This is a genomic window from Chitinasiproducens palmae, assembly GCF_900095735.1.
In the GTDB taxonomy this organism is placed as follows: Bacteria; Pseudomonadota; Gammaproteobacteria; order Burkholderiales; family Burkholderiaceae; genus Chitinasiproducens; species Chitinasiproducens palmae.
Genome location: NZ_FNLO01000002.1, coordinates 96,529 through 113,738, shown reverse-complemented (window position 1 = coordinate 113,738; position 17,210 = coordinate 96,529). Strand labels below are relative to the sequence as shown.

Annotated in this window: 13 protein-coding genes; 6 read left to right on the top strand and 7 right to left on the bottom strand. The window is 65.5% G+C overall.

Annotated features, from left to right (window positions below):
• The first annotated feature begins 118 nt into the window (after nucleotides 1–118).
• From BLU54_RS03625 to BLU54_RS03615, 3 genes are all read left to right on the top strand, one after another.
• Nucleotides 119–3,577 (top strand): molybdopterin-dependent oxidoreductase, encoded by a 3,459-nt coding sequence (locus BLU54_RS03625; RefSeq protein ID WP_091904802.1) that lies wholly within the window; start codon nucleotides 119–121, stop codon nucleotides 3,575–3,577.
• 102 nt (nucleotides 3,578–3,679) lie between these two features.
• Nucleotides 3,680–4,615: a bifunctional Delta(1)-pyrroline-2-carboxylate/Delta(1)-piperideine-2-carboxylate reductase gene (gene lhpI / locus BLU54_RS03620; protein ID WP_091904799.1), complete on the top strand. Its 936-nt coding sequence runs from the start codon at nucleotides 3,680–3,682 to the stop codon at nucleotides 4,613–4,615.
• Nucleotides 4,616–4,683: 68 nt separating this feature from the next.
• Nucleotides 4,684–6,123, top strand: a complete 1,440-nt coding sequence (locus tag BLU54_RS03615) for a short-chain fatty acid transporter (RefSeq protein WP_091904796.1) — start codon at nucleotides 4,684–4,686, stop codon at nucleotides 6,121–6,123.
• A 212-nt stretch (nucleotides 6,124–6,335) separates the two neighbouring features.
• On the opposite strand, the gene BLU54_RS03610 is transcribed toward BLU54_RS03615, so the two are convergent.
• On the bottom strand, nucleotides 6,336–7,247 hold the full coding sequence (locus BLU54_RS03610; RefSeq protein ID WP_091904793.1) for an alpha/beta hydrolase: 912 nt from the start codon (nucleotides 7,245–7,247) through the stop codon (nucleotides 6,336–6,338).
• Nucleotides 7,248–7,355: 108 nt separating this feature from the next.
• Nucleotides 7,356–8,303 (bottom strand): AraC family transcriptional regulator, encoded by a 948-nt coding sequence (locus BLU54_RS03605; protein WP_091904790.1) that lies wholly within the window; start codon nucleotides 8,301–8,303, stop codon nucleotides 7,356–7,358.
• Between the two features lie 96 nt (nucleotides 8,304–8,399).
• Between BLU54_RS03605 and BLU54_RS03600 the strand changes: the two genes are divergently transcribed.
• Both BLU54_RS03600 and BLU54_RS03595 read left to right on the top strand, forming a co-directional pair.
• Nucleotides 8,400–9,152 carry an SDR family oxidoreductase gene (locus BLU54_RS03600; protein WP_091904787.1) on the top strand — a complete coding sequence of 251 codons (753 nt, stop codon included), beginning with the start codon at nucleotides 8,400–8,402 and terminating at the stop codon, nucleotides 9,150–9,152.
• A 467-nt stretch (nucleotides 9,153–9,619) separates the two neighbouring features.
• On the top strand, nucleotides 9,620–10,969 hold the full coding sequence (locus BLU54_RS03595) for an MFS transporter (RefSeq protein WP_091904784.1): 1,350 nt from the start codon (nucleotides 9,620–9,622) through the stop codon (nucleotides 10,967–10,969).
• A 263-nt stretch (nucleotides 10,970–11,232) separates the two neighbouring features.
• Here the strand turns inward: BLU54_RS03595 and BLU54_RS03585 are convergent, their stop codons facing one another.
• Nucleotides 11,233–12,258, bottom strand: coding sequence for a methionine synthase (locus BLU54_RS03585; RefSeq protein ID WP_091905954.1), 1,026 nt, complete (start codon nucleotides 12,256–12,258; stop codon nucleotides 11,233–11,235).
• A 116-nt stretch (nucleotides 12,259–12,374) separates the two neighbouring features.
• Nucleotides 12,375–13,358: a DUF1852 domain-containing protein gene (locus BLU54_RS03580; protein WP_091904778.1), complete on the bottom strand. Its 984-nt coding sequence runs from the start codon at nucleotides 13,356–13,358 to the stop codon at nucleotides 12,375–12,377.
• An 858-nt stretch (nucleotides 13,359–14,216) separates the two neighbouring features.
• Between BLU54_RS03580 and BLU54_RS03575 the strand changes: the two genes are divergently transcribed.
• Complete coding sequence (locus BLU54_RS03575) at nucleotides 14,217–15,134, top strand: LysR family transcriptional regulator (RefSeq protein WP_091904776.1); 918 nt, start codon at nucleotides 14,217–14,219, stop codon at nucleotides 15,132–15,134.
• Between the two features lie 367 nt (nucleotides 15,135–15,501).
• On the opposite strand, the gene BLU54_RS03570 is transcribed toward BLU54_RS03575, so the two are convergent.
• The 3 genes from BLU54_RS03570 to BLU54_RS03555 all read right to left on the bottom strand — a co-directional run bounded on the left by BLU54_RS03570 (nucleotide 15,502) and on the right by BLU54_RS03555 (nucleotide 17,208).
• Nucleotides 15,502–15,747 (bottom strand): hypothetical protein, encoded by a 246-nt coding sequence (locus tag BLU54_RS03570; protein ID WP_139169460.1) that lies wholly within the window; start codon nucleotides 15,745–15,747, stop codon nucleotides 15,502–15,504.
• A 492-nt stretch (nucleotides 15,748–16,239) separates the two neighbouring features.
• Complete coding sequence (locus tag BLU54_RS03560; RefSeq protein WP_139169458.1) at nucleotides 16,240–16,623, bottom strand: hypothetical protein; 384 nt, start codon at nucleotides 16,621–16,623, stop codon at nucleotides 16,240–16,242.
• A gap of 72 nt (nucleotides 16,624–16,695) precedes the next feature.
• Nucleotides 16,696–17,208, bottom strand: a complete 513-nt coding sequence (locus BLU54_RS03555; RefSeq protein ID WP_091904764.1) for a ferritin-like domain-containing protein — start codon at nucleotides 17,206–17,208, stop codon at nucleotides 16,696–16,698.
• Nucleotides 17,209–17,210: the final 2 nt, after the last annotated feature.

Genomic DNA, 17,210 nt, shown 5'->3' with positions numbered 1-17,210 from the left:
AAATTGCCACGGCGCCGCCCGCCATCGATTAAATCGATGGCTACGCTTCGCAAATATGAATTAGGCAGCGCTATTTCGGCTACATAGCATCGCCGGACGGAATGGAGATGCGGTGCCGATGGAGTTCGAGGAGAAAAAGGGTTATTGCACGCTGTGTCGGTCGCGCTGCGGGACTGTCAACACGGTACGCGGCGACATGATGCTGAAGGTCCGTCCGGATACCGATCACCCGACCGGCAATGCCATGTGCATGAAGGGCAAGGCCGCGCCCGAACTGGTGCACAGCCCGAACCGAATCCTGTACCCGATGCGGCGAACCGCGCCCAAGGGTGCGGCCGATCCGGGCTGGCGGCGCATCAGCTGGGACGAGGCGCTCGACGAGACCGCGCGCAATCTCGATCTGTTTCGCCGCACCAGCGGCCCCGAATCGGTCGTGTTCGGCGTGACCACGCCGAGCGGCACCCCGATGAGCGACAGCATCGACTGGGTGGAGCGTTTCGTCTGGTCGTTCGGCAGCCCGAACATCTGCTACGCGACGGAGATTTGCAACTGGCACAAGGATGTTGCGCATATCTTCACGTTTGGCTGCGGCATGCCGACCGCCGATTACGCGAATGCCGACGTCATCGTCCTGTGGGGTACGAACCCGGCCAATACGTGGCTGGCGCAGGCTGACGCGATCGCCAAGGGGCGCCGACGCGGCGCGCGTTTGATCGTCGTCGACCCACGCCCGACCGCGCTGGCGCTGGAGGCGGACCTGTGGCTGCGCGTCCGGCCAGGCACCGATGGCGCGCTGGCAATGGCCATTGCCGCGGCGATGCTCGACAGCGACGCCTATGACCATGCGTTCGTCCGTGACTGGAGCAATGCACCGTATCTCGTGCGTCGCGACAACGGCCGCTTCCTACGCGAGCGGGATTTGGCTCCCGAGTCCGCCAGCAACCGCTATGCGGTGTGGCACCGGCGCCGAGAGCGTGTCGAATTGGTCGACGCGGCGCGCACCATCGGTGTGCCCGATGCGGACCTGACGGACGCGCATGCGGTCCGGGTGCGTGACGCCGCCGGTCGAACAGTGGAAGTGATGTGCGACCCCGCCTTCGTACATTACCGGCGGGCCGTAGGCCAGTTCGACGGCGCTCACGCGGCGGACGTGACAGGTGTGGATGCGGAAAGCATTCGCGCGGCGGCCGCCATGCTCGCGCCCGACCAGGCGATCGCCTATCACGCGTGGTCGGGCGTTGGCCAGCACAGCAATGCCACGCAGACGGAGCGCGCGATCGCGACGCTGTACGCGTTGACCGGCGCGTTCGACCGGCAAGGCGCCAACCGCGAATTCGTCAAGCAGCCCGCCAACGCAGTGAGCGACTTCGGCCTGCTCGCGCCGCAGCAGCGCGCGAAGGCACTGGGCCTGCAAGCGCGTCCGCTCGGCCCGCCCGCGCAGGGCTGGGTCACCGCGCGCGACGTCTATCAAGCAATCGTCGCCGGCAAGCCGTACAAGGTGCGCGGCCTGCTCGCGTTCGGCACCAACTTCCTGTCCTCGCAGGCCGACGCCGATGCCGCGCACGAGGCACTATGCGCGCTCGATTTCCACGTGCACTGCGACCTGTTCGAGACGCCGTCGGCACGCTACGCCGACATCCTGCTGCCGATCAACACGCCGTGGGAACGCGAGGGCCTGCGGCTCGGCTTCGAAATCAACGAGCGGGCGGTTGAACTCGTGCAGTTGCGCCAGCGCATGGTCAGCCCACGGGGCGAATCGCGCGCCGACTACGACGTCGTGATGGGCCTGGCGACGCGACTCGGCATGAGCGCGCAATTCTTCGATGGCAGCATCGAGGCCGGCTGGAACCACATGCTCGCGCCGCTTGGCCTCGATGTCGCGCAACTTCGCGCGCATCCGGAAGGCATCGTGCGCCCGCTGCAACAGCATGAGCGTCAGTACGCGCGCACGGGCGCCGACGGCATCCGTGGCTTTCGCACCGAAACGCTGCGCGTCGAGCTCTATTCGGAGAAGCTGCTGCGCCACGGCTATCCGCCCGTGCCGGAGTATGTCCCGCCTCAGCATGGCCGACAGACGACGCGCAAAGGCGCGCCAGCTGCGAAACCGGCGTTTCCATACGTGCTCACGTCGGTCAAGCACGGTCTGTACTGCCACAGCCAGCATCGCAGCCTGGCCAGCCTGCGCCGCCGCGCGCCTTATCCGAGCGCCGACCTCAGCGCGTCGCTGGCGCGCGAGCGTGGCATCGTCGAAGACGACTGGATCGTGATCGAGACCACGCAAGGCAGAGCCCGCTTCCGGGCCCGGATATCGGCCGAACTCGCGCATGACGTGATCGTGGCTGAATATGGCTGGTGGCAGGCATGCGACGAGATGGGCCTGCCGGCCTTGCCGGTGCGCGGTGCCGGCAACAGCAACTTCAACAGCCTGGTGTCGGATGCCACGCTCGACCCGCTGAGTGGCGCGTCGCCGCTGCGCTCGCTGCCGTGCACCGTCGCCCTCGATCCGTCGGTCGACCCGGCCCGGCGTGCCTGGCAGGGATGGCGCGATTTCATGGTCTCGGCGATCCACGACGAAGCGCTCGGCGTGCGCACCATCACCTTGCGAGCGGCCGACGGCGGACCGCTGCCCGACTACCTGCCGGGTCAGCACATTACCGTGCATCTGCCTTCACTTGGCGACGGCGGCACCACGCGCGCCTATTCGCTGGTAGGACCGGCCACGGTAGTCGACCGTCGCAGCTACACGATCTCGGTCCGTCATCAACGCGGCACGGCCGCGGACGGCAACACCTTCGAGGGCGTGATGTCCGCCCATCTGCACCGCGCGCTGCGCGCCGGCGACGCGATTTCGCTCCGACCGCCGGGCGGGACCTTCATCGTGCCGCCCGCGTCGCCGCGTCCGGTCGTGATGTTCGCCGGCGGCATCGGCATCACGCCGTTCATCTCCTATCTGGAAACGGTGCATGCCGCCGACCAGCCCGCCCCGCCCTCCTGGCTGTTCTACGCGAATCAGAACAGTCGCACGCACGCGTTCCGCGAGCGCATCGCTGCCTTGGCCGCCGCGATGCCCGCGCTGCATGTGGTGAATTGCTACAACCAGGCCGAGCACGAACTGCTGGGCCGGGATTTCGAGCTGTCAGGTTATCTGACTGCCGACGTGGTCGATGCGGCGCTGATCCGCCGCCGTGCGCGCTTTTACCTGTGCGGCCCGGAACCGATGATGAACGCCATCACCGAGGGCCTGGTCGCGCGCGGCGTGCCGCCCTTCGACATCTTCCGCGAGGCGTTCCGCTCGCCGTCGAAGCCGCGGCTCGACCCGACGCAGCGCTTCGTCGTCTCGTTCGCGCGTTCGAAGAAACAGGGCGAGTGGTCGCCGGACAAGGGCAGTCTGCTGTCATTCGCCGAAGACCTGGGCGTGCGCCTGCCGAGCGGCTGCCGCGTCGGCCAGTGCGAAAGCTGCGCTGTGCGGGTGGCTGCCGGCAAAGTGGAGCATATGAACGGCCAGCCCCCGGAGGATGCGGACCTCTGCTTCGCGTGCCAGGCCATTCCGGTGAGCCCGGTGACCATCGATGCTTGAACCGATGCCCACGCCCAGGCGCGGGCTGGCGGCGCCGGCCCCAGGCGACTGTGAACCGGCCAGCGCCGCTGCTGCAACCGTATCGCTTTCAGGAGAACCAGCATGAAGTTTTTCGATACCACCGCCACGCGCGACGCCTTGCCGTTCGATGCGCTCGTCGCGTCGCTGCGGCGGATGTTCACGGCCGGTTGCCATGTTCCGCTGCGACATTCGCACACGGTCAAGGTAGGCGACGACCAGCAAGGCACCGTGCTCATCATGCCGGCGTGGCAGGACAACGGCTATCTCGGCATCAAGACGGTCAACATCTTCGCGGGCAATGCCGCGCGCGGGCTGCCTGGCCTGCACTCGACCTATGTGCTCTACGACGCCAGCACCGGAGCGCCGCTGGCCCAGATCGACGGCAACGAGATCACCTCGCGCCGCACCGCGGCGGCATCCGCGCTGGCGGCCAGCTACCTTGCGCGTCCCGACGCATCGCGCATGGTGCTGCTCGGCACCGGCCGCGTCGGCAGCCTGCTGCCGGAAGCCTATCGCGCCGTCCTGCCGATTCGGCAGGTCGATGTGTGGAACAGAACGCCCGCCGAGACCGCGAAACTCGTCGCCCATCTCGAAACGCTCGGTTTCGAGGCACGCCCGGTCGATGATCTTGCCGCGAGTATTCACGAGGCCGACGTGGTCACCTGCGCGACCTTGGCCACCGCGCCCATCGTGCGAGGCGCCTGGCTGCCCGCTGGCAGCCACCTCGATCTGATCGGCGGCTTCACGCCGCACATGCGGGAATCGGACGACGACTGCTTTCGCGGTACCGAAGTGTTTGTCGATACCGAGGAAGCGGCGCAAAAGTCCGGCGACCTGCTCGAGCCGCTTGCCCGCCATGTGATTGCGCACAGCGATCTGGAGCGGACCCTGGCCCGGCTGTGTCGCGGCGAGGTCGTCGGCCGTGCCAACGCATCGCAACGTACCGTTTTCAAGGCGGTCGGCACCGCCCTGGAGGATCTTGCCGCTGCCATCCAGGTGTACGAAAGCGCGCAGTGAAACGCAGTCCCGAACAGGCCCGGCGACATCAAGGCCCGCAACAACATCGAACAACCCAAGGACCTGTCATGAAAGACCTATCGAAGGACCCTACGTCACCGCACAGCGCGGGGGCGCTGGAACGCATGGCGGCCGGCGTCACCCGCTGGTCGGAGAAGTGGTTTCCGGACGCATACATCTTTGCCGCGATCGCCGTGATTGTCGTCGCCGCCGGCGCGTTGGCGATCGGTGCGCCGATCCAGCGCGTCGGGGTGGCGTTCGGGGACGGCTTCTGGAGCCTGATTCCATTCACGATGCAGATGGCCATCGTCGCGATCTCCGGCTACGTGGTGGCGGTCTCGCCACTGGCGTCGCGCGTGATCGCCTGGCTCGCGCGCCTGCCGTCGAGCGGCAAGGCGGCCGTGGCCTTCGTCGCGTTCATCAGTATCGGCACTTCGATGTTCAACTGGGCGATCAGCCTGATCTTCAGCGGCCTGCTGGTGCGGGCGCTGGCCCGGCGTACCGAGCTGCGCATGGATTACCGTGCGGGGGGCGCCGCTGCCTACCTCGGCATGGGCGCCACGTGGGCGCTCGGCCTGAGCTCGTCGGCCTCGCAGCTGCAAGCGAACCCGGAAAGTCTGCCGAAGACACTGCTCGCGATCACGGGTGTCATTCCGTTCTCCGAGACCATCTTCCTGCCACAGTCGATGCTGATGGCGGCCGTGCTGGCGGTCGTGTCGATCGCGATCGCCTACCTGTCCGCGCCTGGCCCGGCGCGTGCGCGAACCGCGGCGGACCTCGGCGTCGCGCTCGACGAACGCGAACTGGCGGTAAGGAAGCCGCAACGGCCCGGGGACTGGCTCGAGTACAGCCCACTCGTCACGATATTGATCGTTGCGCTTGGCGTCATCTGGATCTGGCACGAGTTCAGCACGAAGAATCCGATTCTCGCGATCTCCAACCTGAACACATACAACCTGGTGTTCCTGCTGATCGGCATGCTGTTGAACTGGCGACCGCGTCGCTTCCTCGACGCGGTGGCAAAATCGGTACCGTCGGTCTCTGGCGTGCTGATTCAGTTCCCGCTGTACGGCGGTATCGCCTACATGCTGACCAAGGCGTCGGCCACGGGCGGGCTGCCACTGTCCGACCACCTGTCGCACTTCTTCGTCGCGATCTCGTCACATAGTTCGTTCCCCGCGGTGATGGGCATCTACTCCGCCGTGCTGGGGTTCTTCGTTCCCTCCGGCGGCGGCAAGTGGATCATCGAAGCGCCTTACGTGATCGAAGCGGCGAAGGCATTGAACGTTCACCTGGGTTGGGCCGTCACGGTCTACAACGCCGCAGAGGCATTGCCGAACCTGATCAACCCGTTCTGGATGCTGCCGCTGCTCGGCGTGCTGGGTCTGCGCGCTCGCGATGTGGTCGGCTTCACCTTCACGCAGTTGATCGTCCACCTGCCGCTGGTGATCTTCATGCTGTGGGCGCTTGCCGCGACGCTGACCTATCATCCGCCCGTCATGCCATGACGTAACCGGCAGCCGGGTGACGCCGCTCGCGCTCGCACTCGCACTCGCGCTCGCGGCGCCGGTTCCTGTTGCGTCGGTGGCGCGCCCAGACAGCCGCTGCCGCCTGTCCAGCTTGCTGGCCGACTGTAAGATGCTTCGGTCCGCTAGCCGGCAAGCCACCATGCGTCGCGAGTGCGCTCAGCGCGCCGCCACGCGAAAGCCTAGCCGGTCCCTCATCGATCGCCCGCGACGTTCGTGATGAACGCGACGATCGCCGGCCCGATGCGCGGGCCCAGCGGTAGCGATGGGTCCGCATACGTCGCAAGATTCGCGGCCCGCTGATCCGAACCAACCTGTTTCAGTACATGATTGGTGTCCGGCAACACGACGCATTGCGTGTGCGGCCCGGCGTTGGCCAACAGGCGCGCGTCGTCCAGACCGACCTGCAGGTCTTGATCGCCCTGCACGACCAGCACGGGCCGTGCGACGGACGCGACAAGCGCGACCGGATCGAGGGTCATTTCGTCGATCAGGAAACCCTGCACCGACGGTGCGAAGAGGGGCAGCAGCGCCGGATGCAAGCCCGCCGTGTCGAGATGCCGACCGGTTTCCAGATGGGCGAGCGCACACAGCGCTTGCGCGAGCAGGTCCGAATCGTCAAGCGCGCGATGTAACTGCTCGCGCAGAAGCGTGCCCACCGGCCGACCGGCGGTCGCGACCAGGATCAATCCATTGATGGACGCGGCGTCGCTGGCCGCCGCTGCCAGTGCGACCAGACCACCTTCGCTATGCCCCAATAGCCAGACGCCCGACATGCCGAGCCTCTGCCGGATCACGTCGATCCATGCATGGACGTCCGCCGCATAGTCGCCGATCGTCACGTCGTTCGGGTCGGGCACGGCCCCGGCACTGCCGAACATGCCACGCTTGTCGACGCGCACGGAAGCCACGCCGCGCGCGGCCAACTCCTGTGCGAGCAGCCGCAACGGTCCGGCGTGAATGCCGCTCGGACTGTTGCCGTCGCGGTCTACCGGTCCCGACCCCGGCAGCATCAACACGACGGGCGCGCCGCCGCCCTTCGGGGCGAGCAAGGTCCCGCGCAGCCATCCGTCCGGACCAGGCGCCGCGATTTCTGTGGTGAACATGGCCGCGACTCCGTTTCGACCTGGGCTCTTGGGGTGGCATGGCGCGGCGCGTCCTGTCGATCCGGCCCACGCGTTGACCTGCGGGCAAGCGCACACACCAGTGCAGCATCAACGTTGCCCTGCTTCGAACCGCAGCGCGTCGGGCAGCACCGTCTCGCGGGACAGGCCCGCTTGCCGGTAACGCGCGGGCGGCTGTCCGACATGCCGGGCGAAAGCGACGCTGAATGCACTGGCGGAGCCGTAACCGACGCGTTCGGCCACCTCGGCAACGCTCACGGTTTCGGTGCGCAACACGTGCTTGGCGAGCGCCATGCGCCAGGCTTGCAGGTAGGCCATCGGTGCGATCCCGACCGCGCGGGTGAAGTGCTCGAAGAACGCAGAGCGCGACAGTGCCGCCGCTTGTGCCAGGCGAGTCACGGTCCAGGCGTCGTCGGGATGCGCGTGCATGCAGCGGATGGCCGCGCCCAGCCGAGGGTCCGTCAAGCCACGCACCAGTCCCGGGCCCGCGGTGGGATCGGCAGCGCGAAGCGCCTCGATCAGCAGGACTTCGAGCAGGCGCGCGAGGATCACCTCGCGCGCGGGCCTTCGTTGACGCGCCTCCTCGCCGAGCAGATGCACCAGGGTCGTCAGCCGCTGGTTGCCGCGGACGTGCACGACCCCAGGCAGGAGCGGCACCAGCAGGTCGGCATCGGACGATGCAAAGACGCAGTGCCCGATGAGCAGCCGTTCGGTCGCCGGACCGTCCCGGTCGCCGAGCCGAAAGACCCCATCGGCGAGCGCGATCGGCACATCATCGACGTCGCCCGGCGGCTCCGGCTCCGCGCTCGACATGGCGAAGCGCTGCGCCGACGGTATCAGCACGAAATCCCCGGCCGCCAGCTCGACCGCCGGCCGCTCCGCGATGCGCAGCCGACAGCGGCCTTCGACGACCGCGCAGTAAAAGGTTTGGCCGGCTTCGGGGCGACGAACGCGCCAGGCCCCGGCACCCGTGACGACCTTCGACGCAGCGGCGGTGGGCCGAAGCAGCGTCACGACCTCCGATAGCGGATCGTTCATGCCGGACGATTACGAAAGAAAAATGGACTTTGTATTGTATCCAGTCCGAGATGCGCGCGCTATTGTCTGCCTTCGGTTCAGTCAAAGGGAAACATCATGAAGACAGTCCTGATAACCGGTTGCTCGTCCGGCTTTGGTCTCGAAACCGCCGGACTCTTTCTCGAAAAAGGCTGGCGGGTCGTCGCGACGATGCGACAACCGCGTGCGGACCTCCTGCCCGCATCGGAACGTTTGCGGATCTTGACGCTCGACGTAACGGACCCCGACAGCGTGTCTCGCGCCGTGGGCGATGCCGGCCCGGTCGACGTGCTGGTGAACAATGCCGGCATCGGCGTCCTGAACGCGCTGGAAGGGGTGACGATGGACGCGGTGCGCGAGGTCTTCGAGACCAACACACTCGGCACGATCGCCCTCACGCAGGCCGTGCTGCCGCAGTTTCGCGCGCGCCGCTCGGGCGTCATCGTGAACGTGACGTCCACCGTCACCCTGCGGCCGTTGCCACTGCTGTCCGTGTACACCGCGAGCAAGGCGGCGATCAATGCGTTCACCGAATCGCTGGCGCTGGAATTAGAGGCGTTCGACGTGAGGGCGCGGCTCGTTCTACCGGGCCGCGCGCCGGCGACGCAATTCGGCGAGAACGCGCGCGCGCGGATGGCGGGCGGCTTCCCGGATGCCTATGCGTCGCTGGCCGCGAGCATCTTCGACGGATGGCAGGCATCCGACCCGGTCACGCATGCGCGCGACGTGGCAGAGGCGGTATGGCGGGCCGCGACCGAGCCGTCCTGTCCGATGCGCACGCCGGCGGGCGCCGATGCGGTCGCCTTGGCGCGCGAGGTCGCGTCGCGCTGAGCGGCGCGTCCGGCAAGCCGAGCGTCTGGCATGCCTGGCATGTCCCGCGTGCCGATGATGGCGGAGGTGCGGGCCGCGCACCCGCCGATGCATGCCGCGCGTGCGTCGTCCACTGCGCGAAGCCTGCGCGGGCGTGAGCGCCCATAGCATGGGAATCGCGATCGGTCATCGAGCTTGCTCATCTTTGCTTCTAAAAATAAGCGAACTTGATACCGTCGGGCATGACATGGGCTTGCGCCACGCTGACGCCACGACGAGTCCCCGCGGGATGCGCAGCATTCGGCGCGTCGCCCGGCCGATGCGCCATTGCCGGCTGTTGACATCGCGAGCGATGCGCGAAACGCACATACTGTCCAGATGCCTCGTGCGGGCGGTGCTTCCGGCGCAGGCCATCGCGCGTTCGCCCACCGCCATGCGGCACGGGGCACGCCGACAGCCCGTCTATCCGCCAAACGATCGAGACCACCATGCCCGAGCGTGACGACCCGCGCCAGTCCCGCCTCGAACCACAACAATCGGATGCCGATGCCGATGCATCGGCGCAGCTAGACGGTGCGTCCGCGGCGGCCGGGGCGCCCGTTGGCCCGCTGGCGAGCGCGTCGTTCACCGGCACCCGGCGCACCGACACGCTGACACCGTCGGCAAGCGCGTCGCCACTTGCGCGCGCCGCGCTCGCCGGCCTGATCGTGAGTTTCGCGCTGATGGTCGCCGGCAATGGCCTGTTCCAGACAATCGTCCCGTTATGGGTGTTGGACACCGGACATTCGACGTTGCTGATCGGATTGATCCAGTCGTGCTACTACGCCGGCTTCATCGCTGGTGCGCTCGTCAACCGTGTGTTGATCCACCGCATCGGCCAACATCGCACTTTTGTCGCCTATGCCGCGGCCGCCGCGATTCTGGCGTTGGCCTTCGGGCAAAGCCATTCACCGACGGCGTTCGCATTGGTACGCGCGATTTCGGGCTTCGTCTTCATGGGGCTGTACGGCTCCTGCGAAAGCTGGCTCAACAGCTACGCCGGAAACGAGAAGCGCGGACAGCTGTTCGGCATCTACTCGACCATCAATTATCTGTCGCTCGGCAGCGGACAGTTTCTGATCAAGCTGCAGAACGGCTTCAGCGTGCAGCAGTTCACCGTTGCGGCAGCGCTGTTCGCAAGCGCAGTGATCCCCGCCACCCTGCTCAGCGGCGGTGAGAAGCGCGAGGCCGCGCCGCCGCCGTCAATGCCGGCGGTCAACTGGAAAACCAGTCTCGGGGAGATGCTCAGAGACAGCCCGCTGGCGATACCCGGGGGCATACTCACCGGTTTCCTGTACAGCTCCTTCTATTCGCTGGCACCGGTCTACCTGGTGGGAAACGGTTTCTCCACCGCCGACCTGTCGGTGTTCATGGGCGTGGCGTTGATCGTCGCATTGCTGCCGCAGTGGCCGATGGGTCGCCTGTCCGACAGGATCGACCGCCGACGCCTGCTGAGCGGCGTGGCTTTGCTGTCCGCCGCGATGAGCGCGGCGCTGCTGGTGTCGTCCACCCGCAGCGTCATCTGGTGCGCGATGCTGGCCTACGTCGCGGTCACCTTCACGCTGTACGGCGTCGTCATCTCGCACGTGCAGGACTGCACGCAGGCGCGTTACCGGCTCTCCATGTCGATCACGCTGCTAGTGCTGTTCTCGTTCGGCGGCATGACCGGCCCGGCCCTCGCGTCGCTGGCGATGACGCTGATCGGGCCGAGCGGCTTCTTCGTCTTCAATCTATGCTCTTGCGTGCTGTTGGCATGGGCTGCCCGCGCGGTCGGCCGGCCGCCGAGCCGCAACGCGTAGCCGTCGGCGCGAAACCGGCAGACTGCGCTGCGCTGCGCTGCGCTGCGGTGTGGTGTGGTGTGGTGCGGTGTGGTGCCCGCGTGCAGTGACGCGCGACGCGTGTCGACGCGCGGGACAGGCGCGCATCGACACGCGTCGCGCGGGACAGGCGCGCGCGTCGGTCCAGCCATTGCAGCAACGCGGTTGGCCGTATGTTGCTCGCGTCGCGTCGTCCGCCTACTTCTCGGTGGACAGGCAGATCGGGCGCGACCACCGGAACGACGTCATGGCGTGGTGAGGCGCTCCTTCGCGAGTTGCGTACCGGCAGCCAGCGCTTGCAACTTGCGCCACGCGACGTCCCGCCCCATCGGCGCCAAACCGCAATTCGTGCACGGGAACAACCGCTCCTTCGGCACGAACGCCAGCGCGCGGCCGATCGTGTCGGCCACTTCCTCGGGTGTCTCGACCACATCGCTGGCCACATCGATCACGCCGACCAGCACGTCCTTGCCGGCCAGCAACGCCATCAGGTGAGGCGGCACGTGGGAATGGATGCATTCCAGGCTGACCTGGTCAATGCAGCTACGGGCAAGCGCTGGAAATACCGTCTCGTACTGACGCCATTCGTCGCCGAGGGTCTGCTTCCAGTCGGTGTTGGCCTTGATGCCATAGCCGTAACAGATGTGCACGGCCGTCGTACAGGTCAGCCCCTGTGCCGCGCGTTCGAGCGCCCGCACGCCCCAGTCGGCGGCCTCCTTCATGTAGACGTTGAAGGCTGGCTCGTCGAATTGGATGATGTCGACGCCGTCGGCCTGCAGCGCCAGCGCTTCCTGATTGAGCAACTCGGCAAAGGCGAACGCCATCTTGACCCTGTCGCCATAGAAGCGGTCCGCGACGGTATCGACGATGGTCATCGGACCCGGCAACGTGAACTTCAGTTTTTTCCTGGTGTGCGCGCGCGCCAGTTGCGCCTCGAACGCATGCACGCGCCCCTTCAAACGTAGGGCCGACACCACCTGCGGCACCATCGCGTCATAGCGGTTGTCGCGAATGCCCATTTTTACCTTGTGTTCGAAGTCGATACCATCGACCTGTTCGAGAAAACCATGCACGAAATGCTGACGCGACTGCTCCCCGTCGCACACGATATCGAGGCCGGCGTCTTCCTGCGCTTTGATCCACAGCAAGGTGGCGTCGGCCTTGGCTTGGCGAAGCGCCTCTCCCTCGGCTCGCCACTGCGGCCAGAGCTTGTTGGTTTCAGCCAGCCAGGCAGGCTTCGGCAGGCTGCCGGCGACGGACGTTTCGAACATCATGGGTTCCTTTCAAACAAAAACGGGATTGAGGGCTGCAACCCGGCGTTGCTGTGCACGAGCGGACGGGGTCAGCCGTGTTCCGCACCACCGGACGGCAGCGACGATGCGTGTGGTCAGAGTGCGTAATTTGCCGCCCATTGCTCAAGGACGGTCTTGTACGGCCGAATGAAGTGCGCCTCGGCAAACTTCCCTTGTTTGACCGCCAACTGGCTGCGTTCTTCCCGGTCATAAACGATCTGCGTCAACGAGTAATCCCGGTTCTGCAGGCTGGGGCGATAAACGCTTCCCGCGGCGGAGTTGGCGTTGTAGATCTCGGGACGATAGATTTTCTGAAAGGTCTCCATCGTGGCAATGGTGCCGATCAGCTCGAGGTTCGTGTAATCGTTCAGCAAGTCGCCGTGAAAGTAGAAGGCCAGGGGCGCAACGCTGTTCCGAGGCATGAAGAAGCGAACCTGCATCCCCATCTTGGCGAAGTATTGATCGGTGGAAGACGATTCGTCTTGCTGGTATTCGATCCCCAGTACAGGGTGTCGGTTACCCGTCTGCCGATAGGTCTTGCTGGTCGATGCGCTGATACAGATCACCGGGGCCTTGCTGAAACGGTCTTTGTAAGTGCTCGAATTGGCGAATTGCTTGAACAGCTTGCCGTGCAAATCGCCAAAATCGGCCGGCGTGCCGAATTGGACTCGGTCGACGTTGTAATCGGGAAGCAACACGCTGAAGTCGTAGTCGCGCACGTAGGACGAGAAGTTGTTTCCCGCGATACCGTCGATGCGCTTACCCTCTTTCTTGTCGAGGATGCAGGTTTCCAGTATTTCGATCAGCGGAAACACAGCGCCGCTGCACGTCGCGTCGAAACGCATCTCCACGGAGATGATGTTCAGTTCGATCGAGTACCGATTTCCGGTCGGATTGTCCCAGTGCGCCAGCTCATTGAAACGGTTGTCGATCATCCTGAGCGTGTTCCGCAGGTTCTGTTGCCGGCTCTCGCCACGGGCCAGGTTGGCGAAGTTGGTGGTGATCCGGGTACTGTCCGACGGTTGGTAGTGTTCGTCGAAACAGATGCTCTTGAGATTGAAGGTGAGTTCTTCGTTCATCGCGATCCAGCGACCTAAGTTATTGAGAAAATTATTGAGAGAAGCGGATGCTGTTGCAGGCCACGGCCAATTCGTGTGCCGAAGTGGGCGGGGTGCATCGCGTTGCCGCTGCCGCTGCCGGTTCCAGCGCCACGGTGCCGGGCGAATGGGCGCATGGGCGCGCCGCCCCCCGCCGCAGGGCCACCGCGGGAGCCGATCCGGCTTCATCAAGCGGGAGCCGCGCTGCACCGCCTCGGCAGTCACGTCGAGTCGGCGCGCTGCCCGGGCCGCGACGAAGGCGGAACGCTGGGCGCTACAGTGAACCGCCGAACGACCGATCGAGCGCCTCATTGTCTTCGCTACGGTTCATCGGGCAGCGGCGGCGTTCGGCTTCACTTCCGCCCGGTTGCTTGCGCTCGCGGCAGTCGCGGTTCGTGGTTCACGCGCTGTCGCCGAGTCGCGCTCGACCGCCTCATAGACAGGCTCAAGCAACTGCCCCCCTACCGCTACCACCTCCGCCTCCGCTTGGCGCCGGTGCGTTGTTCATGCCATTCATGCTCCTAGCGCAGCTCGTGCTGTTCATATTGTTCGCCGGGCCTAAGGCAATCGCTCGGACATCTCCGTGCACTGCCTGATCGACCCCGTAGTCGACCCCGTAGTCGACCCCGTCGAAGCCCAGCCGGCGTTGGCTCGATCACTGTCGGCTGTTAATGAGGACGAGGCCGCGCGGCCGCGTCTAAAACGCCGTCTACGCGGTCCGAGCGCGGCCAGCCGCTGTCGCAGACAACATAAATTAAGCACCTGAGACGGATGCTATCGACCTGCATCAATGAAGTAAAATGGATTTATCTCATCTATCCATGAGTGGGGATCATACAAATGCTTGAGCGGCTCCACCTCAGCATCGTTCGCCAGGTCGATAAACAAGGATCGTTGACCGCCGCCGCTAGTGTGCTGAATCTCACTCAGTCGGCCCTGAGCCACAGCATGAAGAAGCTGGAGCAGCAGTTGGGCACCGATATCTGGTTGCGCGAAGGCCGCAGCCTGCGGCTGACGCAGGCCGGTCAATACTTGCTTGCAGTGGCAAACCGGGTGCTGCCGCAGCTCGACTTGGCAGAAGAGCGCCTCGGCCAGTTCGCGCAGGGCGAGCGCGGCGCATTGCGCATCGGCATGGAATGCCACCCTTGCTATCAGTGGCTGCTGAAAGTGGTGTCGCCGTATCTGGCCGCATGGCCCGACGTCGATGTGGACGTCAAGCAGAAATTCCAATTCGGTGGCATCGGCGCGCTCTTCGGCTACGAGATTGATCTCCTGGTAACGCCCGATCCGCTGTACAAGCCTGGGCTGGCGTTCGAACCCGTGTTCGACTACGAGCAGGTGCTCGTGGTGGCCAAGGGCCATGCTCTGGCGTCGGCGTCGTATGTGCAGCCCCGACAGTTGACCCAGGAAACATTGATCAGTTATCCCGTCGACATCGAGCGCTTGGATATCTACAACCAGTTCTTGCTGCCCGCTGGTGTCACGCCCCGGCGTCACAAGACGATCGAAACCACCGACATCATGCTGCAAATGGTCGCCAGCGGCCGTGGCGTGGCTGCGCTACCGCGCTGGCTCGTGGAGGAGTACGCGGCCAAGATGGAGGTGGTGCCTGTGCGGTTGGGCGTAAGCGGCATCGCCAAGCAGATCTACCTCGGGGCACGCGAGGCCGACACCGCCATCGACTATGTGCGGGCGTTCATCGAACTGGCTCGGCAGCCAGCCGCCACCATCGCCATGGCGCAAGGCGCCAACGCTTGAACCACTTCATCAACGGCAGACCGTTGACGCCATGCGGTGGTCACAACAAGGTAGCGCTGCATCCCTGCTACGCGCTGCTGCGGTGAAGTGATAGAGGCGATGCTCGCGGCCGGCAACGTGACAGCTTGGCGATCGAGCGGTCGAGACCACCCAAGTCTGTCGCAGCACCGGTGTGCCTGAGCGAGTGTCGCTGACGGGCAGTTTCAGCCTGCGCATGCCGGCAAGTGCACTGCGCGTTGCTCGCCCGTTCGCCGCGGCACGCCTGGCATGTCCAGCGATCAGCGTAGCACCGTCCTGACACGCGCCGGCATGGCGACTCGACATGCAAGGCCGGCAACCGCACGACGGCGTGTCGCTGCAACGGGCGTCACTCGTGGACAACGAGATAGCGGCGATCGGCGGCCCCGCTGTCGGGACCGAGCGTAACGGTAGTGTGCCAGACCGACACCTCGCCATGATCGTCGAGACGGCGAAAGATGCTGGTGGCAACCGACAACACCACATAGGCCCGCACGCGCAGCGCGTTGTCGGGGCCCGACGGCATGAGCCGGACGATTTCGCCGATGCGAGGCACTGCAGCGCCCGGCGGCAGCGCGATTGGGACGTCAGTCACTTCACCACCGGCGGTCGGCGCATGACCGGTCGGTTCCAAGTACTGGAAAGAAAGGGTTGCCTTCATCCGCGTCCGTAAAATGTCACCTGCGTGGTCCGACCGTGCGTCCTACCGCTGCGCCGACCGCCTTTCGTCGCGGCGTAACGAGGCAGCTTCGTGAGGCAGTGCCGTGAGGCAGTTTTTATGCGCGGCAGCTTTCTGCAGCAGTTTGTGTGGCAATCCGGTCGCGATCGTGCGGCTCCTCGCCAGCGGTCACGCACCGCGGCAGCGAGCCCGGGCTGTGTGCCGCGCAACCTGCATGAAGCCATGCGCGCGGAAACGCGCTCTGTGCGCAAGCGCACACTCGCAATTGTCGATGGTTGACCCGCACGATCCGACCACGCCTTCCGTCCGCGCCTTCGGCCCGCATAGACCGCTCACGCCGCCTGCCGGCCTGGGCCGGCGTAGCATGCGCCCGCGTCAACGCTCGCGCTGCCACAACGCTGGGAAGCGTCAAGCCTCGCGTTCGTCGACCCGGACCGCACGCTGCTGCAGATGGGCTCGTGCCGCCGCGGCGTGCGCGGGATCGTCGTCCACGGTCACGATCAATGCCACCGCGTCCGGTCCCGCGACGCCACCCTCTGCATCGTCATCAGCGCCGTCGCCGGTCAATCGGCTGGCGATGTCGGCAACAAACGCTTGTAGGTGACCCAACGGACCTTCGTGGTTCACCACTGCTTCCGCGCCTTGGACTTCCGACGCGTGCCCGCCGTCGACGGTTTCTTGCAGTGGATGCAATTCGACGCTCCGCACGGGGATCCCGGCAGTGTTGAGTTCGTTACGCGCCGCTTGCGCGGCCTCAGGCGAGTCCAATACGGCAATCAGCATCCTGGCCATGGTCTTCTCCAAAACGTGAATCGATTGCTGCCCCGCTCGTCCAGATGCATTGCGAGCGCGCTGGCAGATGCATCAGCGCCGAGCGGTCTCGCCTGGCGTCTCCGAACGCAGCAGGGAAGTACGCGTCATCTCCGGCAGATGCGCGTTCAGCCACGTCGACACCGCTTTCTCCTGCAAGCGGATAGCCTCGCCAGCTCGCTTCGTTTCCGGATCGCCCGCTGCATCGGCAGCATCGATCAACACCGTGTACGTTGCCCGTTCGATGTTCTCGAACACGTAGCCGAACATTGCGCCTTTGACCATCTCGTCGGTCATGATCATGCCGCCGACAGCCTGGCCGAACGCAGCAATCTTGCCGGCGGCGTCCTTCAGCACCGACGCGCTGCCGCCGAGGGGTTGGATACAGCGATCTATCTGTTGCTGCTGATCGAGCGTCTCTTCGCTGTGCTGCTCGATGCGGGCCCTCGACTCAGGATAGTTTTCGAGCCGGCTGGCTTGGGACTGCAGCATCGACTCAGCCGGTTGCTCCATCGCGCGCGCATCACGAAGCCAGTCGAGCAAGTGCGCAGTGCGTTCCGCTGTCATGG

Bases quoted from the DNA above. Each gene is read 5' to 3' on its own strand.
- BLU54_RS03555 (WP_091904764.1), bottom strand. From the start codon at position 17,208: ATGACAGCGGAACGCACTGCGCACTTGCTCGACTGGCTTCGTGATGCG.
- BLU54_RS03600 (WP_091904787.1), top strand. From the start codon at position 8,400: ATGAAGACAGTCCTGATAACCGGTTGCTCGTCCGGCTTTGGTCTCGAA.
- lhpI (WP_091904799.1), top strand. From the start codon at position 3,680: ATGAAGTTTTTCGATACCACCGCCACGCGCGACGCCTTGCCGTTCGAT.
- BLU54_RS03580 (WP_091904778.1), bottom strand. From the start codon at position 13,358: ATGAACGAAGAACTCACCTTCAATCTCAAGAGCATCTGTTTCGACGAA.
- BLU54_RS03585 (WP_091905954.1), bottom strand. From the start codon at position 12,258: ATGTTCGAAACGTCCGTCGCCGGCAGCCTGCCGAAGCCTGCCTGGCTG.
- BLU54_RS03625 (WP_091904802.1), top strand. From the start codon at position 119: ATGGAGTTCGAGGAGAAAAAGGGTTATTGCACGCTGTGTCGGTCGCGC.
- BLU54_RS03605 (WP_091904790.1), bottom strand. From the start codon at position 8,303: ATGAACGATCCGCTATCGGAGGTCGTGACGCTGCTTCGGCCCACCGCC.
- BLU54_RS03615 (WP_091904796.1), top strand. From the start codon at position 4,684: ATGAAAGACCTATCGAAGGACCCTACGTCACCGCACAGCGCGGGGGCG.
- BLU54_RS03575 (WP_091904776.1), top strand. From the start codon at position 14,217: ATGCTTGAGCGGCTCCACCTCAGCATCGTTCGCCAGGTCGATAAACAA.
- BLU54_RS03595 (WP_091904784.1), top strand. From the start codon at position 9,620: ATGCCCGAGCGTGACGACCCGCGCCAGTCCCGCCTCGAACCACAACAA.
- BLU54_RS03560 (WP_139169458.1), bottom strand. From the start codon at position 16,623: ATGGCCAGGATGCTGATTGCCGTATTGGACTCGCCTGAGGCCGCGCAA.
- BLU54_RS03610 (WP_091904793.1), bottom strand. From the start codon at position 7,247: ATGTTCACCACAGAAATCGCGGCGCCTGGTCCGGACGGATGGCTGCGC.